Source organism: Pseudooceanicola lipolyticus (assembly GCF_002786325.1).
GTDB classification, from domain to species: domain Bacteria; phylum Pseudomonadota; class Alphaproteobacteria; order Rhodobacterales; family Rhodobacteraceae; genus Pseudooceanicola_C; species Pseudooceanicola_C lipolyticus.
The window spans coordinates 1-26,078 of sequence record NZ_PGTB01000009.1; the positions used below are offsets into that span (position 1 = coordinate 1).

At 62.3% G+C, this 26,078-nt stretch carries 27 protein-coding genes; 20 read left to right on the forward strand and 7 right to left on the reverse strand.

Features of this window, described 5'->3' with window-relative positions; all coding sequences use genetic code 11:
* A partial coding sequence (locus CVM52_RS05065; protein ID WP_205964884.1) for an NAD(P)/FAD-dependent oxidoreductase occupies positions 1–378 on the forward strand: 378 nt, incomplete at its 5' end.
* Here the strand turns inward: CVM52_RS05065 and CVM52_RS05070 are convergent.
* Together CVM52_RS05070 and fghA are read right to left on the reverse strand one after the other, a co-directional pair.
* Positions 366–827, reverse strand: a complete 462-nt coding sequence (locus CVM52_RS05070; protein WP_100161464.1) for a YaiI/YqxD family protein — start codon at positions 825–827, stop codon at positions 366–368. The genes CVM52_RS05065 and CVM52_RS05070 overlap by 13 nt on opposite strands.
* On the reverse strand, positions 824–1,654 hold the full coding sequence (fghA, locus tag CVM52_RS05075) for an S-formylglutathione hydrolase (protein WP_100161465.1): 831 nt from the start codon (positions 1,652–1,654) through the stop codon (positions 824–826). Before fghA ends, CVM52_RS05070 begins: the two co-directional genes overlap by 4 nt.
* Positions 1,655–1,774: 120 nt before the next feature.
* On the opposite strand from fghA, the gene CVM52_RS05080 reads away from it, so the two are divergent.
* Positions 1,775–2,395 carry an HAD family hydrolase gene (locus tag CVM52_RS05080; protein WP_100161466.1) on the forward strand — a complete coding sequence of 207 codons (621 nt, stop codon included), beginning with the start codon at positions 1,775–1,777 and terminating at the stop codon, positions 2,393–2,395.
* Positions 2,392–3,303 (forward strand): ornithine cyclodeaminase family protein, encoded by a 912-nt coding sequence (locus CVM52_RS05085; RefSeq protein ID WP_100161467.1) that lies wholly within the window; start codon positions 2,392–2,394, stop codon positions 3,301–3,303. The genes CVM52_RS05080 and CVM52_RS05085 overlap by 4 nt, the downstream gene beginning before the upstream one ends.
* Positions 3,304–3,325: 22 nt before the next feature.
* Here CVM52_RS05085 and CVM52_RS05090 read toward each other — a convergent pair whose 3' ends face one another.
* The gene (locus CVM52_RS05090; RefSeq protein ID WP_100161468.1) at positions 3,326–4,453 is read right to left on the reverse strand and encodes an S-(hydroxymethyl)glutathione dehydrogenase/class III alcohol dehydrogenase; all 1,128 of its coding nucleotides are present in this window, start codon (positions 4,451–4,453) and stop codon (positions 3,326–3,328) included.
* Between the two features lie 109 nt (positions 4,454–4,562).
* On the opposite strand from CVM52_RS05090, the gene CVM52_RS05095 reads away from it, so the two are divergent.
* From CVM52_RS05095 to CVM52_RS05110, 4 genes are all read left to right on the forward strand, one after another.
* On the forward strand, positions 4,563–4,913 hold the full coding sequence (locus CVM52_RS05095) for a hypothetical protein (protein ID WP_133119790.1): 351 nt from the start codon (positions 4,563–4,565) through the stop codon (positions 4,911–4,913).
* A 226-nt stretch (positions 4,914–5,139) separates the two neighbouring features.
* Positions 5,140–8,013 carry a CHASE domain-containing protein gene (locus tag CVM52_RS05100; protein WP_100161470.1) on the forward strand — a complete coding sequence of 958 codons (2,874 nt, stop codon included), beginning with the start codon at positions 5,140–5,142 and terminating at the stop codon, positions 8,011–8,013.
* Positions 8,014–8,258: 245 nt separating this feature from the next.
* Positions 8,259–9,875 (forward strand): PAS domain-containing sensor histidine kinase, encoded by a 1,617-nt coding sequence (locus CVM52_RS05105; protein ID WP_172720913.1) that lies wholly within the window; start codon positions 8,259–8,261, stop codon positions 9,873–9,875.
* A 31-nt stretch (positions 9,876–9,906) separates the two neighbouring features.
* On the forward strand, positions 9,907–10,275 hold the full coding sequence (locus tag CVM52_RS05110; protein WP_100161472.1) for a response regulator: 369 nt from the start codon (positions 9,907–9,909) through the stop codon (positions 10,273–10,275).
* A 48-nt stretch (positions 10,276–10,323) separates the two neighbouring features.
* Here the strand turns inward: CVM52_RS05110 and CVM52_RS05115 are convergent, their stop codons facing one another.
* The 4 genes from CVM52_RS05115 to CVM52_RS05130 form a co-directional block, all read right to left on the reverse strand.
* The gene (locus tag CVM52_RS05115) at positions 10,324–10,647 is read right to left on the reverse strand and encodes an Hpt domain-containing protein (RefSeq protein WP_100161473.1); all 324 of its coding nucleotides are present in this window, start codon (positions 10,645–10,647) and stop codon (positions 10,324–10,326) included.
* A complete protein-coding gene (locus CVM52_RS05120; protein WP_100161474.1) occupies positions 10,644–11,627 on the reverse strand; it encodes a response regulator in 984 nt (327 codons plus the stop codon). Before CVM52_RS05120 ends, CVM52_RS05115 begins: the two co-directional genes overlap by 4 nt.
* A 295-nt stretch (positions 11,628–11,922) precedes the next feature.
* Positions 11,923–12,243, reverse strand: a complete 321-nt coding sequence (locus CVM52_RS05125; protein ID WP_100161475.1) for a VanZ family protein — start codon at positions 12,241–12,243, stop codon at positions 11,923–11,925.
* A gap of 141 nt (positions 12,244–12,384) precedes the next feature.
* Complete coding sequence (locus CVM52_RS05130) at positions 12,385–12,705, reverse strand: hypothetical protein (protein ID WP_100161476.1); 321 nt, start codon at positions 12,703–12,705, stop codon at positions 12,385–12,387.
* Between the two features lie 380 nt (positions 12,706–13,085).
* Here CVM52_RS05130 and CVM52_RS05135 point away from each other — a divergent pair, with 380 nt between their 5' ends.
* The 13 genes from CVM52_RS05135 (at position 13,086) to CVM52_RS05190 (ending at position 26,028) form a co-directional block, all read left to right on the forward strand.
* Entirely contained in the window at positions 13,086–13,784 is a 699-nt protein-coding gene (locus tag CVM52_RS05135; protein ID WP_100161477.1) for a fumarylacetoacetate hydrolase family protein, read from the forward strand.
* 186 nt (positions 13,785–13,970) lie between these two features.
* Positions 13,971–15,029 carry a TRAP transporter substrate-binding protein gene (locus tag CVM52_RS05140; RefSeq protein ID WP_100161478.1) on the forward strand — a complete coding sequence of 353 codons (1,059 nt, stop codon included), beginning with the start codon at positions 13,971–13,973 and terminating at the stop codon, positions 15,027–15,029.
* 71 nt (positions 15,030–15,100) lie between these two features.
* Positions 15,101–15,685, forward strand: a complete 585-nt coding sequence (locus tag CVM52_RS05145) for a TRAP transporter small permease (protein WP_100161479.1) — start codon at positions 15,101–15,103, stop codon at positions 15,683–15,685.
* Positions 15,682–17,172, forward strand: a complete 1,491-nt coding sequence (locus CVM52_RS05150; RefSeq protein ID WP_100161480.1) for a TRAP transporter large permease — start codon at positions 15,682–15,684, stop codon at positions 17,170–17,172. The genes CVM52_RS05145 and CVM52_RS05150 overlap by 4 nt, the downstream gene beginning before the upstream one ends.
* Positions 17,173–17,178: 6 nt before the next feature.
* Positions 17,179–17,703: a MarR family winged helix-turn-helix transcriptional regulator gene (locus CVM52_RS05155; protein ID WP_100161481.1), complete on the forward strand. Its 525-nt coding sequence runs from the start codon at positions 17,179–17,181 to the stop codon at positions 17,701–17,703.
* A 144-nt stretch (positions 17,704–17,847) separates the two neighbouring features.
* A complete protein-coding gene (locus tag CVM52_RS05160; RefSeq protein WP_100161482.1) occupies positions 17,848–19,386 on the forward strand; it encodes a benzoate-CoA ligase family protein in 1,539 nt (512 codons plus the stop codon).
* The gene (locus tag CVM52_RS05165; RefSeq protein WP_100161483.1) at positions 19,386–20,210 is read left to right on the forward strand and encodes an alpha/beta fold hydrolase; all 825 of its coding nucleotides are present in this window, start codon (positions 19,386–19,388) and stop codon (positions 20,208–20,210) included. The genes CVM52_RS05160 and CVM52_RS05165 overlap by 1 nt, the downstream gene beginning before the upstream one ends.
* Entirely contained in the window at positions 20,197–20,655 is a 459-nt protein-coding gene (locus CVM52_RS05170; RefSeq protein WP_240620867.1) for a DUF309 domain-containing protein, read from the forward strand. The genes CVM52_RS05165 and CVM52_RS05170 overlap by 14 nt, the downstream gene beginning before the upstream one ends.
* Before the next feature lie 158 nt (positions 20,656–20,813).
* Positions 20,814–22,475 (forward strand): 2,3-epoxybenzoyl-CoA dihydrolase, encoded by a 1,662-nt coding sequence (boxC, locus tag CVM52_RS05175; protein WP_100161484.1) that lies wholly within the window; start codon positions 20,814–20,816, stop codon positions 22,473–22,475.
* Positions 22,476–22,563: 88 nt separating this feature from the next.
* Complete coding sequence (boxB, locus tag CVM52_RS05180) at positions 22,564–24,015, forward strand: benzoyl-CoA 2,3-epoxidase subunit BoxB (protein WP_100161485.1); 1,452 nt, start codon at positions 22,564–22,566, stop codon at positions 24,013–24,015.
* A 211-nt stretch (positions 24,016–24,226) separates the two neighbouring features.
* Positions 24,227–24,403 carry a hypothetical protein gene (locus tag CVM52_RS26815; RefSeq protein WP_172720914.1) on the forward strand — a complete coding sequence of 59 codons (177 nt, stop codon included), beginning with the start codon at positions 24,227–24,229 and terminating at the stop codon, positions 24,401–24,403.
* Entirely contained in the window at positions 24,400–25,593 is a 1,194-nt protein-coding gene (gene boxA / locus CVM52_RS05185; protein WP_100161486.1) for a benzoyl-CoA 2,3-epoxidase subunit BoxA, read from the forward strand. Before CVM52_RS26815 ends, boxA begins: the two co-directional genes overlap by 4 nt.
* Positions 25,594–26,028: an acyl-CoA thioesterase gene (locus CVM52_RS05190; protein ID WP_100161487.1), complete on the forward strand. Its 435-nt coding sequence runs from the start codon at positions 25,594–25,596 to the stop codon at positions 26,026–26,028.
* The last annotated feature ends 50 nt before the right edge of the window (positions 26,029–26,078 follow it).

Here is a 26,078-nt window from a genome sequence, read left to right on the forward strand (position 1 = left end):
GACCGCCTGGCCGCCCCGCGCGGCAAGGCGAGCCTGGCCAATCGCTTGCGCAAGCGGTTGGGCCTGCCGCCGGCGCAGATTGCGCTGTTGAATGAATTCGCCCGGCCGCTGCCGCAGCATGCGACGGCGCTGGCGGCGCTGATCAAGGCGCTGCCGGTGCGCCATAGCGGGCTGCGCCCGCTCGACGAGGCGATTTCGACGGCGGGGGGAGTCAGGCAGGATGCCCTGGACGGGGCGTTGATGCTGAAGGCTTTGCCCGGCGTGTTCTGTGCCGGCGAGATGCTGGATTGGGAGGCGCCGACCGGCGGCTATCTTCTGACCGCCTGCCTGGCCACCGGGCGCTGGGCCGGACGCGGTGCGGCGGCCTACCTGGCCTGACGCGCCGCGGCGCGCAGCTCGCGCTCCAGTGCCTCCAGGAACCGCGAGCGGTCAGCCTTGGTAAAGCCGCGCCCGCCGCCGCCGGCGCCCAGCGGGTTGGCGGCGCGAAGATCGGCCATCAGGTCGCGCATCGCCAGCTGCTGGCCGATATTGGCCCGGGTGAAGGCCTCGCCATTATGGCGCAGCACCCGCGCCCCGGCCTCGATGCATTTGGCGGCCAACGGGATGTCTCCGGTGACCACCACGTCGCCCGGCCCGGCGCGGTCGGCGATCCACTTGTCGGCCTCATCCGCACCCTGCGCCACGATCACCGTTTCCACCAGCGGGTTGGGCGAGGGGCGCAACCCGCCATTGGAGACGACGTACATCTTCACCCGGTGCCGGGTGGCCACCTTTTCCGCCTCGGCTTTGACCGGGCAGGCGTCGGCGTCGATAAACAGTGCCGTCATGCCATCAGGTGATCGGCGTGAAAGCGGACATGATCCTCCATGAAGGAGGCGACGAAGAAATAGCTGTGGTCATAGCCGGGCTGCAGCCGCAGCACCGCCTGCTGCCGTCGTTTGGCCACCGCGTTGGCCAGCGCCTCGGGGCGCAGCAGGTCGATGAACTGGTCGGCGGTGCCGGTATCGGTGAGGATCGGGCCGTCAAAGCCGTTGGCTTCCATCAGCAGCGTCGCGTCATGCGGTGCCCAGGCGGTCTCATCATCGCCCAGATAGGCGCTCAGCTGCTTGCGCCCCCAGTCCGAAGCGGTGGGATTGGCGATCGGCGCGAAGGCCGAGACCGAGCGGAAGCGCCCCGGCAGGCCCATGGCCAGCGTCAACGCGCCATGCCCGCCCATGGAATGGCCGGTGATCGCCTGGCGTTCCATGTCCAGTGCAAAGGTCTCGCCCAGCAGCGCCGGCAGTTCGGTCGCCACGTAATCCCACATGGAAAAATGCGGCGCCCAGGGCGATTGGGTGGCATTGACGTAAAAGCCGGCGCCCTTGCCCAGGTCATAGGCTTCGTCATCGGCCACCTCCGCGCCGCGCGGCGAAGTGTCGGGAAAAACCAGCGCGATGCCTTCTTCGGCGGCCCAGGCCTGCGCCCCGGCCTTGGTCATGGCGTTTTCATGGGTGCAGGTCAGGCCGGAGAGATACCATAGCAGGGGCACCGGGCCGTCCTTGGCCTCTTCCGGCAGGAACAGGCCAAAGGTCATGTCGCATTTGCAGGTGGCCGAGGCGTGGGTATAGACGCCCTGCACACCTCCGAAGCAGCGGTTTTCCGACTGGATGTCCATTGTGCAGTCCTTGTTCAGGTTTGGCCCTTGGCTATCCGGCGCGGCCGGCAAGGTCCAGCCGGCTCTTTACATTCCCGGACCGCTCCCGTTTTTTGGCCCTGCAAAATTTGAGAGGCAGGCATGACCCCGCAGGCGGTGATTTTTGACATCGGCAATGTTCTGATCGAATGGCAGCCGGAACGGTTTTACGACCGCGAGATCGGCGAGGCGCGCCGGCGGGCCCTGTTTGCCGAGGTCGATCTGCACGGCATGAACGACAAGGTCGACCGCGGCGGACATTTCACCGAGGTGATCTATGCCACCGCCGAAGATTATCCCGACTGGCGCGCCGAGATCCGCATGTGGCACGACCGCTGGATCGAGCTGGCCACCCCGGTCATCGATCACTCGGTGCGGCTGATGCGGGCGCTGCAGGCAAAGGGGGTGCCGGTCTTCTCGTTGACCAATTTCGGCATCCAGAGTTTCGACTATGCCGCCACGCACTACCCCTTTCTGCGCGATTTCGACCGGCCCTATATCTCGGGCCATATGGGGGTGATCAAACCCGAACCGCGTATCTATGAAATGGTCGAACAGGATTGCGGCGTCGCTCCCGGCGCGCTGCTGTTCACCGATGACCGGGCCGACAATATCGCGATGGCCGCCAGCCGCGGCTGGCAGACCCATCTGTTCGAAAGCCCCGCAGGTTGGGCAAACCGGCTGGTTGCGGCGGGTCTGCTGAGCGAAAAGGAGGCCGCATGACCCTGCCGATCATCCCCTTTGCCGAAGGCGAGGCACTGCTGAACTGGCTGGAACTGACCGAGGCCCTGGCTGCGGGGCACCAGCTGCCCAAGGCCGAAATCGGCGATACCTTCCTCTATCGCGACCCCGACACGCTGCTGTCGCGCGCCGCCTGGATCGACGGCATGGGGCTGGCGGTGAAATCGGCCACCGTGTTTCCCGGCAATCCGGGCAAGGGCAAGCCGATGGTGAATGGCGGTGTCTGCCTGTATTCCGACGCGGATGGCATGCTGGAGGCGCTGGTGGATTTCCACCTGGTGACCAAGTGGAAAACCGCCGGCGACAGCCTGCTGGGGGCGCTGCGGCTGGCCCGCGCGGACAGCGAGCGCATCCTGATCGTCGGCGCGGGAACGGTGGGCGCCTCGCTGTGCGAGGCCTTTGCCGCGGGCTTTCCGCAGGCGAAACAGGCGGTGTGGAACCGCACCACCAGCAAGGCGCGGGCGCTGGCCGAGGCAAAGGGTGTGGACCTCGCCGAGGATCTGGAAACGGCGGTGCGCGCGGCCGACATCATCGTGTCCGCCACCATGTCGACCGAGCCGGTGATCAAGGGCGAGTGGCTGCGCCCGGGCCAGCATCTGAACCTGATCGGTGCCTACCGCCCCGACATGCGCGAGGCGGATGACGCCGCGCTGCTAAAATCGAAGGTCTATGTCGACAGTTTCGACACCACGCTGGACCATATCGGCGAGCTGAAAATGCCGCTGGCCGAAGGGGTGCTGCAGCGCGCCGATGTGCTGGCCGATTTCTACGCGCTCGACGCCTTCCGGCGCGGCGGCGCCGACGAGATCACCCTGTTCAAGAATGGCGGCGGCGCGCATCTGGACCTGATGACCAGCCGCTATATCCTCGACAAGTGGCGGGCGGCCTGACCGGCAGTCCGCCCGGCCCGGCTCAGTAGATCACCACCGAGCGGATCGACTCGCCCTTGTGCATCAGGTCGAAGCCCTCGTTGATCGTGTCCAGTGTCAGGGTATGGGTGATCATCGAGTCGATCTCGATCTTGCCGTCCATGTACCAGTCGACGAATTTTGGCACATCGGTGCGGCCCTTGGCGCCGCCAAACGCGGTGCCTTTCCAGACCCGTCCGGTGACCAGCTGGAACGGCCGGGTCGAGATCTCGGCCCCCGCCGGCGCCACGCCGATGATCACCGACACGCCCCAGCCGCGATGCGAACATTCCAGCGCGTCGCGCATCACCTGCACGTTGCCGGTGGCATCAAAGGAATAGTCGACGCCGCCGATCTGGTCTTTCTCGGTCTTGGTCAGGTTGACGATCTCCTGGACGGTGTTGTCCACCTTCTTGGGATTCACGAAATGGGTCATGCCGAATTTCTTCGCCATCTCGGCCTTGTCGTCGTTCAGATCGACACCGATGATCATGTCGGCCCCGGCCATGCGCAGGCCCTGGATCACGTTCAGCCCGATGCCACCCAGGCCGAACACCGCCGCGGTCGAGCCGATTTCGACGCCGGCGGTGTTGATCACCGCGCCGATCCCGGTGGTGACGCCGCAGCCGATATAGCAGATCTTGTCGAACGGCGCGTCCTCGCGCACCTTGGCCAGCGCGATCTCGGGCATCACCGTGTGGTTGGCGAAGGTCGAACAGCCCATGTAGTGATAGATCGGTGTGCCATCCAGCATCGAAAACCGCGAGGTGCCATCGGGCATCAGCCCCTGGCCCTGGGTGTTGCGGATGGCGGTGCACAGGTTGGTCTTGCCGGACAAGCAGGAATAGCATTCGCGGCATTCCGGGGTGTAGAGCGGGATCACGTGGTCGCCCGGTTTCAGGGTGGTGACGCCTTCGCCGACTTCGAGGACGACACCCGCGCCCTCGTGGCCCAAGATCGACGGAAACAGGCCTTCGGGGTCGGCGCCGGACAGCGTAAACTCATCCGTGTGGCAGATACCGGTCGCCTTGATTTCGACCAGAACCTCTCCAGCTTTCGGGCCGTCGAGGTTTACCTCCATGATTTCAAGCGGTTTTCCGGCCTCAAGGGCCACGGCTGCACGGGTACGCATTTTCGAATTTACCTCCTGGGCATTTTCAGGGAACCTGCGGCAAACCCGGTGTGTTTTCAACCGGGGATATCAGCGAGGGGCCAGTGATTTGCGCGCAGGGGAAAGCAGAGTGACAAGAGTGAAGTGGATGGTGCCGGTGTTGGTTCTTGTCGCCGCCTGTGCCGATGTGCCGGATGACACGTTGCCCCCGGAGCCGGTTGAAACGGTGCAGTCCAATCCCGGCTTTGGCGGGATCGAGGGGTTGGAGCGCCCCGCCGCCGAGTTCGAAGTGCTGGAGGCCTGCTTGGAGGAGTCACAAAAGCTGTTGGTCGGCCAGCCGGTGGCGCAGGCGCGCCTGACGCTGCCCGCGACGGCGCGGATCATCGGGCCCGACGATATCTATGTGCAGGACTATCGCCCGGAACGGCTTAATGCGGATTACAACGCGCAGGGCATCGTCACCCGCCTATGGTGTGGCTGAACCGGACCAGAGACCCCTATCGGCACCTCGCGGGCGGTGTGCCGTTGCATAACCGGGCCCTGTGCCCGTCCGGCCACACTGCGCCTCATTTGCAACGATTCCGGGCGGAGGAAAGTTTCATCTTCCCCGCAACCACAAGTGGTTTAGATTTTCAGCACGCGTAAGCGGCCGCCTGCCGCGGCCGTATAGTTGGTAAATCTAGAGTTCGGTCAAGAAAGAGCGGAGATTGAGGTTCGGAACGAAAACGGCGCAGACCGGCTTGTTGGTCTTGTGCCTGGCTTTGACGGTATTTTCCTTCTTCACCGTCCGCAACGCGGCCGAGGACCGCTCTCGTGCGGCGTTTGGTGCGCTGGTTACCGACAGCCAAGACGCATTTCTCGCACGCCTGAAATCCTATCGGCAGAACCTGGTCGGGTTGGGCGGGCTGTTCGTGGCATCCGAACAGGTGACCAAGGACGACTTTGCGCTCTACGCCGCGCAATTGCGGCTGGATGAAAGCATGCCAGCGGCGCTCGGTGTCGGCTATCTGGCGCCGGTGGCGCGGCAAGCGCTGCCCGCTTACCTCGAAACCGCGCGCACCGACGGCGCGGGCCGTCTTGAAATCTGGCCCGATACCGGCTTGGACGAGCTGTTCATCACCAAGTATTACCAAGAATACGAGGCCAGCACCCTGCAGGCCGGGTTCGACATGGCCTCGCATGACGGCTGTCGCGCAGCGGCGCAACTCTCGCGTGACAGCGGCGCGCCGCAGATTTCTCCCGTGCAGCAGCCCGAAGGCGGCGTGCGGGAATTTCACTTGTTGCTGCCGGTCTATCGCACCGGGCCGCCCCCCGAAACCGCAGCGGCGCGCCGCGAGTCCTTCATGGGTTGGGTGTTTGCCGCCTTCGCCGGAGAGCAGGCCTTTGACCGGATCACCGCGACGCAATCAAACCTGTTTCACCTGCGCGCCTATGATGCCTCGGACACCGGCGCGCGCAGCCTGATCTATGACAGCGCCGAGGCCGGGTTCGACCGCACCGCCGCCGCGTTCACCGCGACCGCGCAGCTGGAGGTAATGGGACGCCGCTGGATCCTGGACTGGGCCAGCACGCCAGAGTTCGACGCCAGCCAGAAAGATTTCACCGCGGCAATCATCCTGTTGGCGGGGGCGATTTTGACCCTGCTGTTCTGGCTGCTGTTCCGGAATACCACGCGGCGCGAGGCGGATGTGAACCGCAAGGTCGCCGAGGTCACCTCGGACCTGCGCAACAGCGAACAGGAAAACAGCGCCATCGTCGAAAACGCCCGCGCCGGGATCGTTCTGGTCGATGGGGGCCAGACCGTACTTGGCTGCAACCGGGCGGGGCTGGACATGCTGGGGCGCGACGCATCGGATGTGGTGGGGCGAGATCTGGCCGAGCTTTTCCCGGCGCTTGACCCATCGGCCGACAGTGGCATCTTCGAATTTTCCCCGATGACCAAAGACGGCGATGCGCCGGAGCGCCTGACCCTGGAATTCCAGAAAAGCGCCTGGCGGGCCGCAGACGGGCAGGCGCGTGGCATGCTGATCCTGCACGATGTCAGCCAGGAGGCACGTGCCAAGGCGCAGATCGCCGAGACCGAGCGCCGCTTTGATCTGGCGATGAAAGGGGCCGAGATCGGCGTGTTCGACATCGATCTTACAACCGGGAAATCGGTGGTGTCGGACACCTGGCGGCAGCTTATGGCGGTGCCACTGGACGATGCGGATTTCGACACGCAGGCCAATTTCCTGTCCCGCATCCACCCCGAGGACTACCCGGCGCTGCAGGCCGCGGATGCCGCCTGCCTGCGCGGCGAGACCGAGCGCAGCGTGGCCCAGTACCGGGTGAAATTCAGCGGTGATCGCTGGCGCTGGATGCGTTCGGACGCGGTGGTGGTGGAACGCGACCGGGCGGGCGCACCGCTGCGTATGGTTGGCACCCAGGCCGACATCACCGAGGAAATCCGCGCGCAGATCAAGCTGAAGCACAGCGAAGAACGGTTCCGCCTGATCTTTTCCCATGCGCCTGTTGGCAACGCGGTGATCGATCACATGGGGAATTTCATCCTGATCAACGACGCGTTGACCCTGCTGCTGGGCTATTCCGAGCGGGAGTTGAAGGAAGAGTGCCGGTTCCGCGATTTCGTGTCCGAAGAGGATCTGAAGAACATCCTGACCGAGGTGGAACGCTGCAAGGCCGACGGCATTCATGCGCTGGAGGTCGAAACCGAGCTGCGCCGCAAGGATGGCACGACCTGCTGGGGCCTGATGAGCCTGGCCTGGACCCTGGACGAGCATACCGGCGAAGACATCTTCATCCTGCAGGTCAACGATATTTCCGAGAAGCAGCAGGTCGAACATATGAAGAGCGTCTTCGTGGCGACCGTCAGCCACGAGCTGCGCACACCGCTGACCTCGATCCGGGGCGCGCTGGCGATCCTGGATGATTCCGCCGGCGCCGAGTTGAGTTCCTCCGGCCGCCGTCTGCTGGATATCGCCCAGACCAATTCGGACCGGCTGATCGAACTGGTCAACGATATTCTGGACCTCGAGCGGATCGAGACCGGCCGGCTGGAATTCGCCTTCTCGAAGGAAAGCGCCCGTGAACTGATGGAAGAGGCGCAGGCGCAGATCCTGCCCTATGCCTCACGCTTGGGAATCAAGGTCGAGCTGAACGTGCCCGAGGACGAGGACATCCTGGTCTGGTGCGACCGTGCCCGTATCGCGCAGGTTTTTGGAAACCTGGTGTCCAATTCCTGCAAATTTTCGAAATCCGGCAGCACCGTGACGATCGATGCCCAGAAGGAAGGAAAATTTGTCAAATTCCTGGTTCGCGATGAGGGCCAGGGCGTGCCGGATTCCTTCCGCAGCAACATTTTCAAACCTTTCTCGCAGGCCGATGGTACCGACACGCGACAGAAGGGCGGCACCGGTCTGGGGCTGAGCATTGCCAAGCAGCTGGTCGAACGGATGGGTGGCAAGATCGGCTATGACAGCGTGCCAAACGTGGAAACGGTGTTCTGGTTTACCACGGTGCTGCATGACGAAAGCCTGGAGGATCAATCCCATGTGCTGGGCCGTATGGCCATGCGTGTGTGATCCGGGCGAAGCCCGGTCCGGAGGCCCCGCGCTACTGTGGGAAATATCTCACTTTTGACATGATCTCGGCCTTAAAATAGCAGATAGCCGGACCAATCTGCGGTTCGAAGATTGACAGTTTGGGCGCCGACTTTAGAAAGTTGGGCGTTATCAAGAACCTGACAGAAAGAAGCAGGTAAAATTATTTGATCGGAGAGGGCAGCCGGACGATGAAATCGGAACGGTTTAAATTGAAGATCGCCATAATGGCACTGGGTTTGGTTTTGGCCGTCCCGCCCGTGGCGCATCTGGCTGGTTGGCAGCTTCCCGACATTGCCTATCCCTTTCTTCTGACCGCTACCGGCCTTTTCCTGGCAATGCTGGCAAAGGTTTTGTTCCACCGGTCCAAAGGCGCGCTGGAAAACGAACTCGAAGCGCACCAGCGTCAGCTGTTGCAAGAGGCCTCGGCCCTGAACCACCACGCGATGGTCTGCCTGACTGACACCAACGCCAAGATGTTCCACGTCAATGAGAAGATGCTGGCCACGCTTGGTTACGAGGCCTCCGAACTGATCGGCAAGACTGCGGGCCATGTCTATGACGGTGACAATGTCGAACTGTTCGAGGAAATCCGCGCCGGCCTGGCCTCAGGCCGCCCCTGGAGCGGTGAAACCCGGCTGAAGCATAAGAACGGCAGCACGGTCTGGACGCTGGCCACTGTCATTCCGCATCTGGACCGCCAAGGCAATCTGGCCGGCTCGATCTCGATCCGCAATGACATCACCGCGGCCAAGATGGATGTCGAGCAAAAGGACATGCACGCCGCGCTGCACAAGCTGTGGGACGAGGTTTACATCCTCGACCCGCAGACGTTTTCCTATGTGTACATGAACGAAGCGTCGATGGCGCGGCTGGGACTGTCCGAAGACGAGTACCGGTGCAAATCCGTCAGGCATGGTGAGTGCCAGATCGACGAGCAACAATTTCGCGATCGCATTGCACCTTTGCTGAGTGGTGAGGTCGATCACGTCAACTATCCCGACGTGATCGGCAAAACGCATTATGACGTGCGGGTACAGAAGGTCAGCACCTTTGCGGGTCAGCCCAAGCTGCTGGTGGTTTTGCGCGACACCTCGGAACAGGCCGAAGTCGAACGGGTCAAGGCCGAGTTGCTGTCGACGATCAGCCACGAGCTGCGCACGCCGATGACCTCGATCAAGGGCGCCATGGGGCTGCTGTTGTCCAATGCCGCCGGCGACCTGCCACAGAAAGCGCGCGACATGCTCAGCATTGCCTATCGCAATGCCGACCGGCTGGTGATGATCATCAACGACATCCTCGATATCGAAAAAATCGCGGCGGGTCAGATGGAGTTCGACCTGCAGGCGCAACCGCTGGTCGATGTCATCGAAGAGGCCATCGCCGCCAACGAGCAGTTTGCCAACCGGTTCGATGTCACCGTCAAAACCCATGATCTCGATGCCAAGGCGGTGGCCAGCTATGACTTCGGCCGCACCTTGCAGGTGTTGACCAATCTGCTGTCCAATGCCGCGAAATTCTCGCCACCCGGAGGCACGATCAACGTGCTGATGGAGCGCAAATCCGGCCGCATCCGCGTCAGCGTTCAGGACTTCGGTCCGGGTATTCCCAGGGAGTCGCAGAAGCGCATTTTCGAGCGTTTTGCGCAGGTTGCCAAAGCCACGAACAGTGCGGTGGCCAGCACCGGCCTGGGGCTGCACATCTCGCGCGCGATCATGGAACAGCAGCAGGGAACCATCGGCCTGGACAGCGAAGAAGGTGTCGGCTCGACATTCTATATTGAATTTCCCGCCGTAAACCATGAATTATCGGCCAAGGAAAAGCAGGTCGGTTTCGCCGGGTAACCACCCCGGCCCCCAAGAAGGTAAGCAGAAAATGCTACGTCTGATGCATGTCGAGGATGACGAGGACATCCGTGAAGTTGCCAAGATGGCCCTGGAGCTGTCGGGCAAGTTTGAGTTGCTGCAATGCGAGTCAGGCGAAGAGGCATTGAAGAAGGCCCCGGAGTTCATGCCCGAGGTGCTGTTGCTGGATGTGATGATGCCGGGGATGAGCGGCCCGACCACGCTGGAGACCCTGCGCAAGATGGACGCGTTTCGCGATACGCCCGCAATCTTCATGACGGCACGCGCGCAGCCTGCCGAGATCGAAGAGCTGAAGGCGATTTCGGCGATTGCGGTGGTGGTCAAACCCTTTGATCCGATCACCCTGGGGGATCAGATCATGGACGCGCTAAACGCCTGAGCCATTAAATTTAGAGAATGTGTGCCAGGCTGGCCGGGAGGACAGCGCTCAGCTGTCCTCGGTCAGGAGGTCTTCGGCGATTTCGGCGAAATCGCCCAGCGACTGGTAGACCTGCGACAGTTCCATGTTGCCGGTATCGAGAAACTCGATGATCCGGGTCTCGCATACCCGCGCCGTTTCGCCCAGATCCTGCAGGCCCAGCGTCCCGGCCGAGCCGGCGATCTTGTGCAAGATCTGCTGGGACTGACGCAGCGAGGCGGTGCTGGGCTCTTCGCACAGCGTTTCGATCTCGGTCAGCCGGTCGACCAGCATGTCGAGAAACCTGGCCCGGATCCGTTCAAGGCCGGGGATCAGAGCTGCTTGTGCGGTCATACCGCCTGCTCCGTCAGCCAGAAGCCATCGCTCATCCGCTCGCGCCGCTGCGCCTCGTCCTCGGCGCTGGCATGGGCCTGGATCACCGCATCCAAAGCGTTGCGCCCGGCCCGCCAGATCAGGCGGAAGGACTGGCCGGCGCAGACGCGGAAGTCCAGCTTGCGACCATCGCAGAAATGCAGGTCCATGTTGTGGATCTGAAGGTTGATCGCATCGGTCAGCTTGTCCAGGTCGGGGCGATAGCCGCCCTCGACAACGCAGATAAAGGTGCCGTTGCCGGCATAGGAAATCAGGAACTGATGCGGTTTCAGGCAGTCCGAAATCGCTTCGGAGGTGTCCGTGATCAAGCATTCAAAGCCGAATGGCGTGGAGTCCGCGTACAGCTCGTCGATCCGGCGGATGGTGAAGGCGAATACCGTTGACCCGAAAAGCGAGCCGCGCGAAAGCTCGGTGATGTAGTTTTCGAAGGCGAAATAATCGATGACGCCGTCAACATCCAGAATCGTCACCGGCTCGTTCAGTGCCACTTTCGGCTGCGGTGTGTTCGCGGCCTCGCTGGCGCGCGACACGGCAAAGATCTTCTTGGCCATGCCGCCTTCGCTGGTCAGGCGGGCCTCGGCGTTCTTGATCCGGAAGCGCAGCTCGGTGATATCGAAGGGTTTGGTGACGTAATCGGTGGCCCCGGCGGAAAAGGCATTGTCAATATAAGCCTTGTCCGACATCGCCGTGATCATCAGGATCGGGCTGCGGGCATAGGCCTGGGTCTGGCGCAGCAAACCGCAGAGTTCGATGCCGTCGGTTTCCGGCATCTGGATGTCCAGCAGGAAACAGTCATAGATGCCGGCCGCGGGATCCGAGAGCCGCGCCAGGGCTTCCTTGGCCGATTCTGCTGTGTCGACCTCGTGTTGACCAAATGTTGCCAGGAGTTCTGTCAGCAACTCCAGGATGATCGGATCGTCGTCGACCGCAAGTATTCTCATTCCTTCGCCTCGCAGTATTTGGTGCGCCTGCCGAAACGCAGCGTCCTACGTCTCCCTTTTGGGGCGTCGCGATATTGTTAGTTGGATACTGGCGATCGAATGCGGCAGGATTGTGGCTTTAATCTTCCTCTTTAAGGAATCTGAAAGGAATTCAACGGCTCAAATGCCGTCATTTGGAGCCCCCGCTGGCAGGCGATCCTACCGGTTCACCGAGTGGCTCGGGAACGCCGGAGCCGACTCCGCTGTAGGGCCTGGAATCGTGCACGGATATCCAGCAGATAAAATGGCTTGCCCGTCAGGGTTTTGGCACGAATAGCGACAGGAGCAAACCGGCGCCCGCGCCGATGCAAATGCCCGCGGCATCGGCAAGGAAATCATTCAGATCCGCTGTGCGTCCCACCATCGGTTGAATCAACTCGATCGCGGCGCCATAGCAGGCCGCCGCCGGGATGATCCAGAACAGCCTCCGGGGGGTGAAGATCGCCGTCGGCAGCACGATTGCGGCAAAGGCCAGAAGATGGATGGTTTTGTCGGTGCCTGCCGGCCCGTGCACCACCAATGTCGGCCACAGGGTGCCAAAGCCGACGGCAAGCACCACGCAGGCCGTCAATAGCATGGCAAGTGATTGCGCCCTTCGGGCAGCGGCGATGGCAACAGACGACAAACCCGTTCCGCTCCGGTGTCATTAACGTTTTGGCCTTCGGGTCAATTAGAAACCCAGACTTCAATTGGGATATAGGGATCTCATCCGCCGAAGTCACCCATTGCCATCGGGCCGGTCGCTGGCGCGCATGTCCTTGCCCAGCGCATGCTGAATCCATAGGCGGAGATTGGCCATCATGCGGCCAAACCAATTCAATCTGACACGATCGGATTTGGGAGTTTGCAGCGGCACGGCGTGGCGGTTGCCGAATAGGCGTCTCGCAATTGGCGGGAGCAAACAGAGCAGCAGAACGGTCAACATCCCGGTCCCGGCATAGACAGCCAAAGCGATCCATACCGAAAAGCCGCCCAGCAGGGTCAGCACGCCTGCGATCAGTCCCAACAGAGTCGCGGCAAGGATGAGTCCGACGATCATGCCGAATTCCTGCGCTGTGCGATTCCCCCGAAGCGTCAGGCGACAAGGCCGCGGAAATCGCCAATGGGTTGGTAATCTTTACCGGTCACCTTTTAACTTAGTGTTAAGATAGTGCGCGTTGGGCGGGTTTCCTTGGCCTTGGGGTTTGCCGCCGCCGCGTTCGCAATAAAGTGATTGTCGCCTGTGATTCTTTTTATTGTGGATGCCGCGCCGGGACATGACCCAAACGGGGGCATACATCGGATCAATCAGGGTCAGTTCCGGCCGGGTCTGATCCGTTCGAGTTATCTTTACGGCCTCTTCCGGCCCGGCTACTCAGGGACAAGGCCGGGTCAGGGTTGTCCGACCCGGCGCTGTTTACTCTGCGAGGAATTTGCCTGATGACCGATTTGCTGTTCGACCAGCCTCAACCGTTGACCCTGCCGGTATCGGGGGAAAGCGCCGAATACCCGGTGCGGCGGATCTTTTGCGTGGGGCGCAACTATGCCGCCCATGCCGCCGAGATGGGGTTCGAGGTCGATCGCGAGGCACCGTTCTATTTTACCAAGTCCGCCGCCAATGCGGTTCTGACCGGGGCCTCGCAACCCTATCCACCGGGCACCGCGAATTATCACCATGAAATGGAACTGGTTGTAGCCATCGGTGCCCCGGTGTTCCAGGCCACGAAAGAACAGGCGCTTGCGGCGATCTATGCCTATGGCTGCGGGCTGGACATGACCCGGCGCGACCTGCAAATCGCCTCGCGCAAGATTCAGCGGCCTTGGGACCTGGGCAAGGATGTCGAACAGGGCGCGGTGCTGGCGCCGCTGACCAAGGCGGCCGGCTTCGGCGAGATCGGGCCGCAGCGCATTTACCTTGAGGTGAATGGCGAGATTCGCCAGGACGCCACCCTGAGCGAGCTGATCTGGAAGTTGGACGAGATCGTGATGGACCTGTCGAAATTCTATCACCTGGAACCGGGCGACCTGATCATGACCGGGACGCCCGCCGGGGTGGGCCCGGTGGTTGCAGGCGATGTGATCACAGGGGGAATCGACGGGTTGGAGCCCATCCGGTTGAGCATCACGGCAGCGGAATAAAGCACGCCAAACCCCGCTGGTTGACCGCGCTGGATAGGGTCGAAATTAACTAGTTATGCATCATAACTAAATTGACAAATCGGCGCGCGCTGTGTTTCCTCGTGGATGGAGAAAGACTTCGCTGTTGCACTATATTCACAAAAGGGCAGTATAGTGCAATAAGGGGTGGTCACAGGGAGGAGACACATGACCAATCGCAGAACGCTTCTGAGCGTTGTCACTGGCGCGGCCGTTGCCGCGTTGGTGGCGGGGCTTTCCGGAACCGCGGCGACAGCGCAGGAGGTGACGCTGAAGCTGCACCAGTTCCTGCCGCCGCAGGCCAACGTGCCGAAACTGGTGCTGGATGTCTGGGCCGACAATGTCGAAGAGGATTCCGGCGGCCGCATCAAGATCGATCGCTATCCGTCGATGCAGCTGGGCGGCAAGCCGCCCGAGCTGATGGACCAGGCGATCGATGGCGTCGCCGATATTGTCTGGACGGTGGTGGGGTATACCCCGGGCCGTTACCTCAGCACCGAGGTCTTCGAACTACCCTTCATGATGACCAATGCCCGCGCGGTCAGCCACGCGTATTGGGAGATGTTCGAAGAGCATATGAAGGATGACGAGTTCAAGGACGTGCACATCCTGGGTACCTGGGTGCACGGGCCGGGCATGTTCCACACCAAGGATCCGGTCGAGCGCCCCGAGGATCTGCAAGGTATGAAGATCCGCGGCGGTTCGCGCTCGGTCAATGCCTTGCTGACCGAACTGGGCGCGACGCCGGTCGGCATGCCGGTGCCCGCGGTGACCGAGGGCCTGTCCAAGGGGGTGATCGACGGCACCACCATTCCGTGGGAGGTGACCCCGGCGCTGAAAGTGCCGGAACTGGTTGCAAACCACACCGAATTCGAAGGGCACGCGCTGTATGTGCTGACCTTCGTGCTGGCGATGAACAAGGCCAAATATGAAAGCCTGCCCGACGATCTGAAGGCGGTGATCGATGAAAATTCCGGCCTGGAATTCTCGGTCTTTGCCGGCGGCACCCAGGCCGATGCCGATGGCCCGGCGCGCGAGATCGCCCTCGATCTGGGCAATAACATCATTACCATTCCGGCCGATCAGACCGAAGAATGGCGCAAGCGTGCTCAGCCGGTCTATGACGCCTGGCTGGAAGAAATGGCCGCCAAGGGCAAGGATGGCCAGGCGCTGCTCGATCAGGCGCGGATGCTGATCGAGAAATACACGCCGATGTATACCAACTAGGACGACCAGCCTCGTCTGGCCGCGGCGGAAACGCCGCGGCCCTCTGTCCACCCGGCAACCGGGGAACCCTCATGAAATCAATGATGTTGGGCCTGTCGCGCTTTATGTCCGTCCTGGGCGGGCTGGTGCTGAGTTTTCTGATCCTGCTGACCTGCACGTCGATCGCCGGGCGTCTGCTGAACGGGTTTTTCCACGGCGATTTCATGACCGCCATTGCGCCCGGCCTGTCAGACTGGATGCTCAATTTGGGGGTCGGCCCGGTCACCGGCGATTTTGAACTGGTCGAGGCCGGCGTCGCCTTTGCCATCTTCGCCTTCATCCCGCTATGCCAGATGACCGCCGGCCATGCCTCGGTCGATATCTTCGTCAGTTTCATGCCCGAGCGCCTGGTCGGCTTTCTGCGCATGGTGACCGAGGTGGTGTTCGGCCTGGTGCTGGTGGTGATCGCGGTGCAGCTGTGCAGCGGCATGCTGGACAAGATCGACAATCGCGAAACCAGCTTTCTTCTGGCCTATCCGGTCTGGTGGGCCTACGCGCTCAGCCTGTTTGGCGCCGTCGCCGCTGCAATCGTCGGCGTCTATATGGGCGCGGTGCGCGTCTATGAATTCTTCACCCACACCACCATCATCCCCGAAGGCACGGAGGCAGGGCATTGACCGACCTGCAAATTGGCATTTACTCGTTTCCCGCCCTGCTGCTGCTGATCTTTTTCAGGGTGCCCATCGGGTTGGCGATGTTCGTGGTGGCCTTTGTCGGCCTGTCGCTGCTGGAAGGCGTTAGCTTTCCGCTGCTGCGCCTGAAGAACGAGGTGTTTTCCACCTTTGCCAATTATTCGCTGTCCATCGTGCCGATGTTCCTGCTGATGGGGCATTTCGCGACGCTGGGCGGCATGTCGACCGCGCTGTTCCGGGCGGCGGAAAGTTTCCTGGGCCACCGCCGCGGCGGGGTCGGCATGGCGGCCATTGGGGCCTGTGCCGGGTTCGGCGCGATCTGCGGCAGTTCGCTGGCCACCGCGGCCACCATGGGCCGCGTCGCCCTGCCTGAGCTGAAGCGCTATGGCTATGCTGGCGGATTTTCCACTGCGACACTGGCCGCCGGTGGGACGCTCGGCATTCTTATCCCGCCCTCGGTGGTGCTGGTGATCTATGCCATCCTGACCGAACAGAACATCGCCAAGCTGTTCCTGGCTGCCTTCATTCCGGGGATCCTGGCGGCGCTGGGCTATGTGCTTGCGATCTCGCTGTATGTGCGGCTGTTTCCGGACAGTGCCGGCACCCGCCCGCCGGTGCCTTGGCGCGAACGCTTGGCCGCGCTGGTCGACGTCTGGCCGGTGCTGCTGGTCTTCGGGCTGGTGGTCGGCGGTATCTATCTGGGCTGGTTCTCGCCCACCGAAGGCGCGGCGGTGGGGGCGGCGGGCACCGGTCTGATCGCGCTGGTGAATGGCGGGCTGAACCGCGCCACCCTGATCGAAAGCTTTATCGTCACCGGCCGGTCGACGGCGATGATTTTCTTCATCGTGTTGGGGGCGGCGTTTTACAACGGCTTCCTTGCGCTGACCAAGCTGCCCGATGAAATGGTCAGTTTCGTGGTGTCGCAGGGCTTTGCCCCTTTGACGGTGCTGGTGGTCTTCCTGGTGTTCTACCTGGTGTTCGGCTGCGTCATGGACAGCCTGTCGATGATCCTGCTGACCATTCCGGTGTTCTGGCCGGTGATCCAGGCGCTGGATTTCAACCTGCTGTCGATGGAGGCGTTCCAGGCCCATCGCGCCGCCGAGGCGCTGGCCGAAGGGGTGGAGATCGCGCAGCCGATGCTGCAATCGATCCAGGAGGCGCTGGCGCAGGGCGTGTTGCTGACCAAAGAGCAGATCGATGCGTTGGGCATCCGCGTCAGCGAACGCCTGCTGGACCGGATCAACATGGAATACACCGCGATCTGGTTCGGCATCCTGGTGCTGATCGTGGTCGAGGTGGGCCTGATCACGCCGCCGGTGGGCATGAACCTGTTCATCATCAACTCGATGGACCGGGAAACGCCGATGCTGGAAACCTACAAGGCGGTCGGGTTCTTCGTTGCCTCCGACATCCTGCGGGTGATCCTGCTGGTGGCGGTGCCGGCGATCACGCTGTTCCTCTTGCCGATGTGACGCGGGATGGCAGGCGGACCGGCAAAAAGGAGGAAGCCAAAAGGGTCGCAACGTGACATCAGCGACGCCACGCTGCGCCGCTTTTCCGGCTATAACATGAAGCGCGCCTTCAACACGGTGCAGACCGATGTGAATCGCGTGTTGGCGCCGTTCGGGTTGCGGATGGTGACCTTTTCGGCGCTGGTGATCATTGTCGACAATCCCGGCCTGCGGCAGTCGCAACTGGCCGATGCATTGTCGGTCGAACGGCCCAACCTGGTGTTGATCGTCGACGATTTGGAGCGGCGCGGCCTGATCAGCCGTAACCCGTCGCCAAAGGACCGGCGCGCTTATGCGCTGAATCCCACCGACGATGGCGCCAAGCTATACCGTGCGGCGGTTGCCGCGGTCGGTGACCACGACGCGTGGATCACCCGGCATCTGAGCCACGCAGAGCGCGCGGCGCTGATCCCGGTTTTGCAGCGGATCGAAGCCGCCGACCGCGCCGAGGTGCCAGAGGAGAAGGCGAGCGGCCGGCCGCAGACCTCCTGAACCTGCCGGGCGCGCGTCACGGCGCGGGTAAAATTTAGATATGCAGTATATTGCCACAAATTGGCATTATGTTGCATAGTCGCACCCAGAGGAGATGATTCCGCGCAAGACCGGCCATGGCCGGGCCAGCAGGGAGGGGATGGAATGGGTGAATCGGAAAATGCCGCTGTTTACTTTGTGGATCGTCACGTCGAGGAGGGGCGCGCCGACAAGGTGGCGTTCCGCGAGGCGGACGGGCGCAAGCGCAGCCTGACCTATGGCCAGTTGGCCGAGGAGGCCTCGCGCTTTGCCGGGGCGCTCTACCGCCATGGCGTGCGCCGGGAAGAGCGGATCGCGATGATCGTCCGCGATCAGATTGAATTTCCGGTGGTGTTCTGGGGGGCGCTCAAGGCCGGCGCCATTCCGGTGCCGCTGAACACGTTGCTGTCCTCGGCGGTTTACGAAGACATCCTGAACGACAGCCGCGCCTCGATCCTGGTGGTGTCCGAGCAGCTGTGGGAGGTGGTCGAGCCGGCGGTGCAGGGCAACCGTTTCCTGCGGGCGATCCTGGTGATTGGCGAGGCGCCGCGGGGCACCGAAAGCTATGCCGAATTCATCAGGGACGCGCCGCCGCAGCCGGCGGTCGAGGCACATGGCGACGAACTGGCCTTCTGGCTTTATTCCTCGGGTTCGACGGGCACGCCCAAGGGGGTCCGCCATGTGCATGCCTCGCTGAAGGCGACGGTGGATACCTTCGGGCGGCAGGTGCTGGGCATTCGCGAGGACGACACCGTGTATTCGGTGGCCAAGATGTTCTTTGCCTACGGGTTGGGCAATGCCATGTCCTTCCCGATGGCGGTGGGGGCGACCACCATCCTTTATGGCGGCCGCCCCACGCCCGATGCCGCCCTGGAGATCATGAAAACTGAAAGGCCCACGGTGTTCTGTGCGGTGCCGACGCTTTATGCGGCGCTGGTCGCGGCGCAGGAAAAGGCCGGTGGCAAGCCCGACCACGCGATCCGCATCTGCACCTCGGCGGGCGAGGCGTTGCCGCGCGAGGTGGGCGAACGCTGGGAAAAGCTGTGGGGCGCCGAGATTGTCGATGGCGTCGGCTCGACCGAGATGCTGCATATCTTCCTGTCAAACCGTCCCGGCGATTGCGTCTATGGCACGTCGGGCCTGGCGGTGCCCGGCTACGAGGTGCGGCTGGTCGATGAGCATGACGAGGATGTGGCCGAGGGCGAGGTTGGTGAACTTCTGGTGCGCGGCCCGTCCAGCGCCGATGGCTATTGGAACCGCCGCAGCAAAAGCATGTCGACCTTCCAGGGCCACTGGACCCGCACCGGCGACAAATACGAGCGCACCCCTGCCGGGCGCTTTGTCTATTGCGGGCGCACCGACGACATGTTCAAGGTCTCGGGCATCTGGGTTTCGCCCTTCGAGGTCGAGCAGGCGCTGGTCGAGCATCCCGGCGTGCTGGAGGCGGCGGTGGTGCCCAAGGCCGATGACAAGGGGTTGGAGAAGCCCAAGGCCTTTGTGGTGCTGAAATCGGGCACCTGCGCCGAAGATGTCGGCGACCTGAAAGAGTTCGTGAAGCAGAAGATCGGCATGTGGAAATATCCCCGCTGGATCGAATTTGTCGACGATCTTCCCAAGACCGCAACTGGCAAGATCCAGCGGTTCAAGCTGAGGGAGTCTGTGTGATGGTGCTGGACTGGTCCGAAGCCTCGAACACGCCGCTGGTGATCGATGGCGCGCGGCTGGAATATTATTGCCTGGGCCCGGCGCCGGATGCGGCGCCCACCATCGTCATGTTGCACGAGGGGCTGGGCTGCGCCGCGCTGTGGCGCGACTTTCCCAAGCGGGTGGCCGAGGTCACCGGCATGGGAGTATTCGTCTATTCGCGCGCTGGCTATGGTCAGTCCGACCCGGTCGATCTGCCGCGCCCGCTGGATTTCATGACCCGCGAGGCCAAGCAGAGCCTGCCGCAGATTCTGGACGCCATCGGGTTTCGGCGCGGTATCCTGTTCGGCCATTCCGACGGCGCCACCATCGCCGGGATCCATGCCGGCAGCGTCGAAGATTTCCGCGTGCGCGGCCTGATCCTGATGGCGCCGCATTTCTTCACCGAACCCGGTGGGCTGGCGGCGATTGCCGAGGCCAGGAAGAGCTATGAACAAGGCGGGCTGAAAGAGCGGCTGGCCAGGTATCACCGCGACCCCGAAATCGCCTTTCGCGGCTGGAACGATGTCTGGCTGGATCCTGGCTTTGCCAAGTGGAACGTGGCCGAGGTGATCGATTATTTCCGCATTCCTGCGCTGGCGATCCAGGGGCGCGACGACCAGTACGGCACGCTGGCGCAGATCGAGGTGATCGAAGAGCGCGCCTATTCCCCGGTGGATATGGTGGTGATCGACAATTGCAAACATGCGCCGCATCTGGAGCAGCCCGAGGCGGTGCTGGCGGCGGTGGCAGAGTTCACCGCACGGCTGGAGCGGATCGAGGCGGCCGAGGTTGAGCAGGCCTGAACCTATCCCGCTGCCGCCCCATGCCCATGTGCCGGGGCGCAATGGGCGGCATGACGACGCTGTCTTCGCGCGGTTTCACGACAGCGTCCGCCCCGGCATGGGGGCGAAGGAACTGGCCCGCACCCTCGCCTGGCGGGCCGGCTGGGTCTATCTGAACCGGGGGTTCTATTGGGAAGCGCATGAGGTGCTGGAGCCGGTCTGGATGGTATTGCCGGACGGATCGGCCGAACGGCAGTTCACCCAGGCGCTGATCCAGCTGGCCAATGCCGCGCTGAAACACCGGATGGGGCGCGAGAACGCGGTACGGCGGCTGTGCGGCATCGTCGAGAAGCATCTGGCCGCCTGTGGCACGTCAGAGCGGGTCATGGGGCTGGAGGTGAGGGCGGTCCGCGACCGGCTGGCGATTCTTCGTGGCGGCGGTGGTTTGGGGGTTTTGGTAGAATGATGCACTATAGTGCACTTCAAGATGGCAGTAAAATGCCAGCAATTCGATAATTCGATGATTTTAAACAATTTAAAAATGGCACTATTTTGCACACCGCTCTTTACCTGAGCTGTGCAAAGCATTAAAGTGCCACCCAGGAGAAACCCAGGGAGCGCGACATGTCCAAGGTAATCGACTTTCAGACCGATCCTTCGAAATATCGGCACTGGCGTGTGGAGTATGACGGGGATGTCGCCAATCTCTACATGGATGTGGATGAAAAGGGTGGCCTGTTTGACGGGTATGAGCTGAAGCTCAATTCCTACGACCTGGGCGTCGATATCGAGCTGGCCGACGTGGTTCAGCGGATGCGGTTCGAGCATCCCGAGGTCAAGGTTGTGGTGATGCAATCCGGCAAGGACAAGGTGTTCTGCGCCGGCGCGAATATCCGCATGCTGGGTGGGGCCAGCCACGCCCACAAGGTGAATTTCTGCAAGTTCACCAACGAGACCCGCAACACCTTTGAAGCCGCCGAGGCGGATTCGGGCCAGAAATACATCGCCGCGGTGCGTGGCGCCTGTGCCGGTGGCGGCTATGAGCTGGCGCTGGCCTGCAATTACATCATGCTGACCAATGACAGTTCGTCCTCGGTCGCGCTGCCCGAGGTGCCGCTGCTGGCGGTGCTGCCCGGCACCGGCGGGCTGACCCGTGTCACCGACAAGCGCAAGGTGCGTCGCGACCGGGCCGATGTGTTCTGCTCGATCGAGGAAGGCGTGCGCGGCGACCGCGCCAAGGAATGGAAGCTGGTCGACGAGGTCGTCGCCAATTCCAAGTTCGACGACACCGTCAAGGAGCGCGCGAGGGAATTTGCCGCCGCGTCGAACAAGCCGGATGGGTTGACCGGGATCGAGCTGAAACCGCTTGATCGCAAGATCGCCAAGGACGGTTCGCTCACCTATTCGCTGGTCGAGGTCACGCTGGACCGTGACGCCGGCAAGGCGACCATCCTGATCAAGGGGCCCGAGGGCGATGCCCCGGCCGACACCGACGCGCTGCAGGCCGAGGGCTGCAACGGCTATATGCTGCGCCTGGCCCGCGAGTTGGACGATGCCATATTGCATCTGCGGCTGAACGAGCGTCAGGTCGGGCTGGTGGTGTTTACCACCCAGGGCGATGGCGAACGGGTGGCCGCGCATGAAAAGCTGCTGTTGGACAATGCCGATCACTGGCTGGCCAATGAGATCCTGCAATACTGGAAGCGGGTGCTGAAACGCATCGACCTGACCTCGCGCAGCATGGTGGCGCTGGTCGAACATGGCTCGTGCTATACCGGGATGCTGGCCGAGATCCTGTGGGCGGTCGACCGCAGCTATATGATGCTGGACGAGTTCGAGGGCGACAACCGGCCGCTGGCGGCGATCACCCTGACCGAGTCGAATTTCGGCACCTACCCGATGAGCAATGACCTGACCCGCCTGGAAACCCGGTTCCTGGGGGAACCCGAGGCAGTGGCCGCCGCGAAGGACAAGATTGGCGAGCCGCTGGAGGCGGACGACGCAGATGAACTGGGCCTGGTCACTTACATCCTGGATGACATCGACTGGGAAGACGAGGTGCGGATCTTCATGGAAGAGCGCGCCAGCTTCTCGCCCGACGCGATGACCGGGATGGAGGCGAACCTGCGCTTTGCCGGGCCCGAAACCATGGAAACCCGGATCTTCGGCCGCCTGACCGCCTGGCAGAACTGGATCTTCCAGCGGCCCAACGCCGTCGGCAAGGACGGGGCGCTGCAACGCTACGGCAGCGGGGTGCGTGGCGAATACAACATGGAACGGGTGTGAGGACGGGGGTGAACCCCATCCGGCAAACCAACTTTCCGGCGCAGGATGCGGGCAACCTCATCCTTCCCCGGCCCAAACGGAGGAAAATATGCTCGATCTCATCAATGTCAGCTACGACACCCAGATCCCCAACAATGTCGGGCTTTCCAGCGACAAGAAGGTGCTGAAGGCGCTGGAGAAATGGCATCCCGGCTATATCAACTGGTGGAACCACCTGATCCCGCAGAACTTCCAGGAATCGATGGTCTATCTGCGCACCGCCGTGTCGGTCGATCCCAAGGGCTGGGCCAAGTTCGATTATGTGAAGATGCCGGAATACCGCTGGGGCGTGTTGCTTGCGCCGCAGGTCGAGGACCGCAAGATCCCCTGTGGTGAACATTACGGCCAGCCCGCCTGGCAGGAAGTGCCGGGCGAATACCGCAATATGCTGAAACGCCTGATCGTGATCCAGGGGGATACCGAGCCAGGATCGGTCGAGCAGCAGAAGTTCCTCGGCCTGACCGCGCCCTCGCTCTATGACATGCGCAACCTGTTCCAGGTGAACGTGGAAGAGGGGCGCCATCTCTGGGCGATGGTCTACCTGCTGCAGAAATATTTCGGCCGTGACGGCCGGGAAGAGGCGGACGAACTGCTGGTCCGCTCGTCGGGCTCGGACGAGGCGCCACGGATGCTGGGTGCCTTCAACGAGGAAACGCCCGATTGGCTGTCCTTCTTCATGTTCACCTATTTCACCGACCGTGACGGCAAGATGCAGCTGGAATCGCTGGCGCAATCCGGCTTTGACCCGCTGTCGCGCACCTGCCGCTTCATGCTGACCGAAGAGGCGCACCATATGTTCGTGGGCGAAACCGGGGTTGGCCGGGTGATCCAGAAAACCTGCGAGCGCATGAACGAGGCCGGGATCACCGACCCCTATGACATCAACAAGGTGCGCGACCTGGGGGTGATCGACCTGCCCACGATCCAGAAAAAGCTGAACCTGCATTACACTCTGTCGCTGGACCTGTTCGGGCAGGAGGTGTCGACCAACGCGGCGAACGCCTTCAACGCCGGGATCAAGGGCCGCTTTATGGAAATGCGGATCGACGACGATCACCAGTTGAAGGATGCGACCTATCAGGTTTGCACCATCAAGGACGGCAAGATCGTCACCGAAGAGGCGCCGGCGCTGACCGCGATCAACATGCGGCTGCGCGACGACTATATCCGCGACGCTGCCGGTGGCGTGGGTCGCTGGAACAAGATCATCGATAAACACGGGATCGAGTTCGAGCTGAAGCTGCCGCATGAGGGCTTTCACCGCCAGATCGGCGTGTTCAGTGCGGTCGCGGTCGATCCCGAAGGCAAGATCATCTCGTCCGAGGAATGGAACAAGCGCCGCGACGAGTGGCTGCCGACCAAGGCCGATGGCGACTACATCCAGTCGCTGATGAAACCAGTCTATGAACCCGGCAAGTTCGCCGGCTGGATCGCGCCGCCGAAAGTCGGGATCGACAACAAGCCCGGCGATTTCGAATACGTCAAACTGCACATGGCCTGACCCAACCGGTCGCGCCTTAGATCGCGCCGATACCCGGGCCGGGAAGGGGCGGCCGCCGCCCCTTCACCGCCAGCCGGCAGGCCGCCACGCGACGCAAGATCGTATGCTGGGGGAAACTGTGGTAAAGTGAGTGCTGTGTCACAGACTTAGACCAAAGCTCGTTCTACCAATCTGATTGCAACCGGCCCTTTTTCTATTCGGAGTATCAGTCATGGAAATCGTTCGCAGCAAACCCGACACCTCCCAAACCTCGGCCCTGATGGCGGAGCTGGGCGCGCTCAATTGCGCCTGTGTCGGCTGCAGCAATTGCAATGGCTTGTGCGCGGAACTGATCGACGCTCTGACAATTCCAGAGCTGATCCTGTCCAGGAAACGCCAGTCGCAATGAACAAGCCGCTCAAGCAGCACCTGATCGACCCCGAAATCTGCATCCGCTGTTACACCTGCGAGATGACCTGCCCGGTGCAGGCCATCGAGCATGACGACAACAATGTCGTCGTCGATGCCTCCAAATGTAATTTCTGCATGGATTGCATCCCGGTCTGTCCCACCGGGTCCATCGACGAATGGCGGGTGGTGAACGAACCCTATTCGCTGGAACAGCAATACGAGTGGATGGAACTGCCCGAGCAGGAAGAGATCGCAACCGCCGAGGATGCCGATGCCGATCTCGACACGCTGGACGAGGCGATGGCCGCCCTGTTGGCCGAGGCCCATGCCGGCGCGGGTGGCAAGGCCAAGGCGCCGGCCACGGCGTCAAAGCCGACCGTCAACATGTACAACCTCGGCAAGCCGGCCGAGGCCAAGGTACAGGGCAATTACCGCCTGACCGATGCCGATAGCGACAGCGACGTGCGGCTGATCCTGCTGGATTTCGGCGGCCAGCCGTTTCCGGTGCTGGAAGGCCAGTCGCTGGGCATCATCCCGCCGGGCAGCGACGATGCCGGCAAGCCGCACCTGCCGCGGCTCTATTCCGTGTCTTCGCCGCGCGATGGCGAGCGGCCGGGATACAACAACGTCTCGCTGACGGTGAAGCGCGAGGAAAAGGGCCTCTGCTCGAACTATGTCTGCGACCTGAAGCCGGGCGATACGGTGAAAGTGACGGGGCCGTTCGGCGCCACCTTCCTGCTGCCCTCGGATCCGGAGGCGCATCTGCTGATGATCTGCACCGGCACCGGTTCGGCCCCGTTCCGCAGCTTTACCATGCGGCGGCAGCGCGAATACCCGTCGCTGAAGAATTCGCTGACGCTGGTCTTCGGGGCGCGGCGGCCCGGCGAACTGCCCTATTTCGGCCCGCTGAAAAAGGTGCCCGAAACCTTCATGCGCAAGGTCTTCGCCTTCTCGCGCGAGGATGGTGCGCCCAAGCAATATGTACAGGACAAGCTGCGCGAGGACCGGTCGCAGGTCGAGGCGCTGTTGAAGGATCCGAACGGACATATCTATATCTGTGGTCTGAAGGCGATGGAGAAGGGCGTGGAAGAGGCGCTGTCGGACATCGCCCGCGGCATTGGCATGAAATGGACCGATATCCGCGACGCGATGCGCGAAGACGGTCGTTATCACGTGGAAACCTACTGAATGGCCGATGCATCGGGGCCCGCAGTGTTCGAACATGAAATCCGCGTCGGCTGGGGCGATTGCGACCCGGCCAGGATTGCCTATACCGGGCGCCTGCCGGTCTTTGCGCTGGAGGCCATCGACGCCTGGTGGGAACATGTCCTGGGCGGGGACGGCTGGTATCAGCTTGAACTGGATCGCGGGTTCGGGACCCCGTTCGTACATCTGTCGCTGGATTTCCGTGCACCCGTGACCCCGCGCCACCGGCTGAAATGCGAGGTCTGGCCGACCCGGCTGGGCCGCACCTCGATCTCGTTCCGGGTGCTGGGACGGCAGGATGGCGTCTTGTGTTTCGAAGGCAATTTCACCTGCGTGTTCACCCGTGCGGCCACCGTCGACACCCGCGAACCGCCGCCTGAAATTCGCGAAATCGTCGAACCGCTGATCCGCGCCTGAGGGCGACGCGGCACAGAACCGCTGTAACGGTTTGGAAACGGATTGCCTGA

Coding starts and splice junctions, on each gene's coding strand:
- CVM52_RS05125 (WP_100161475.1), bottom strand. CDS start 12,243: ATGCTATTGACGGCCTGCGTGGTGCTTGCCGTCGGCTTTGGCACCCTG.
- boxB (WP_100161485.1), top strand. CDS start 22,564: ATGCTCGATCTCATCAATGTCAGCTACGACACCCAGATCCCCAACAAT.
- fghA (WP_100161465.1), bottom strand. CDS start 1,654: ATGGACATCCAGTCGGAAAACCGCTGCTTCGGAGGTGTGCAGGGCGTC.
- boxA (WP_100161486.1), top strand. CDS start 24,400: ATGAACAAGCCGCTCAAGCAGCACCTGATCGACCCCGAAATCTGCATC.
- boxC (WP_100161484.1), top strand. CDS start 20,814: ATGTCCAAGGTAATCGACTTTCAGACCGATCCTTCGAAATATCGGCAC.
- CVM52_RS05080 (WP_100161466.1), top strand. CDS start 1,775: ATGACCCCGCAGGCGGTGATTTTTGACATCGGCAATGTTCTGATCGAA.
- CVM52_RS05130 (WP_100161476.1), bottom strand. CDS start 12,705: ATGATCGTCGGACTCATCCTTGCCGCGACTCTGTTGGGACTGATCGCA.
- CVM52_RS05160 (WP_100161482.1), top strand. CDS start 17,848: ATGGGTGAATCGGAAAATGCCGCTGTTTACTTTGTGGATCGTCACGTC.
- CVM52_RS05155 (WP_100161481.1), top strand. CDS start 17,179: ATGGCAGGCGGACCGGCAAAAAGGAGGAAGCCAAAAGGGTCGCAACGT.
- CVM52_RS05085 (WP_100161467.1), top strand. CDS start 2,392: ATGACCCTGCCGATCATCCCCTTTGCCGAAGGCGAGGCACTGCTGAAC.
- CVM52_RS05140 (WP_100161478.1), top strand. CDS start 13,971: ATGACCAATCGCAGAACGCTTCTGAGCGTTGTCACTGGCGCGGCCGTT.
- CVM52_RS05190 (WP_100161487.1), top strand. CDS start 25,594: ATGGCCGATGCATCGGGGCCCGCAGTGTTCGAACATGAAATCCGCGTC.
- CVM52_RS05135 (WP_100161477.1), top strand. CDS start 13,086: ATGACCGATTTGCTGTTCGACCAGCCTCAACCGTTGACCCTGCCGGTA.
- CVM52_RS05145 (WP_100161479.1), top strand. CDS start 15,101: ATGAAATCAATGATGTTGGGCCTGTCGCGCTTTATGTCCGTCCTGGGC.
- CVM52_RS05105 (WP_172720913.1), top strand. CDS start 8,259: ATGGCACTGGGTTTGGTTTTGGCCGTCCCGCCCGTGGCGCATCTGGCT.
- CVM52_RS05120 (WP_100161474.1), bottom strand. CDS start 11,627: ATGAGAATACTTGCGGTCGACGACGATCCGATCATCCTGGAGTTGCTG.
- CVM52_RS05090 (WP_100161468.1), bottom strand. CDS start 4,453: ATGCGTACCCGTGCAGCCGTGGCCCTTGAGGCCGGAAAACCGCTTGAA.
- CVM52_RS05165 (WP_100161483.1), top strand. CDS start 19,386: ATGGTGCTGGACTGGTCCGAAGCCTCGAACACGCCGCTGGTGATCGAT.
- CVM52_RS05115 (WP_100161473.1), bottom strand. CDS start 10,647: ATGACCGCACAAGCAGCTCTGATCCCCGGCCTTGAACGGATCCGGGCC.
- CVM52_RS05110 (WP_100161472.1), top strand. CDS start 9,907: ATGCTACGTCTGATGCATGTCGAGGATGACGAGGACATCCGTGAAGTT.
- CVM52_RS05070 (WP_100161464.1), bottom strand. CDS start 827: ATGACGGCACTGTTTATCGACGCCGACGCCTGCCCGGTCAAAGCCGAG.
- CVM52_RS26815 (WP_172720914.1), top strand. CDS start 24,227: ATGGAAATCGTTCGCAGCAAACCCGACACCTCCCAAACCTCGGCCCTG.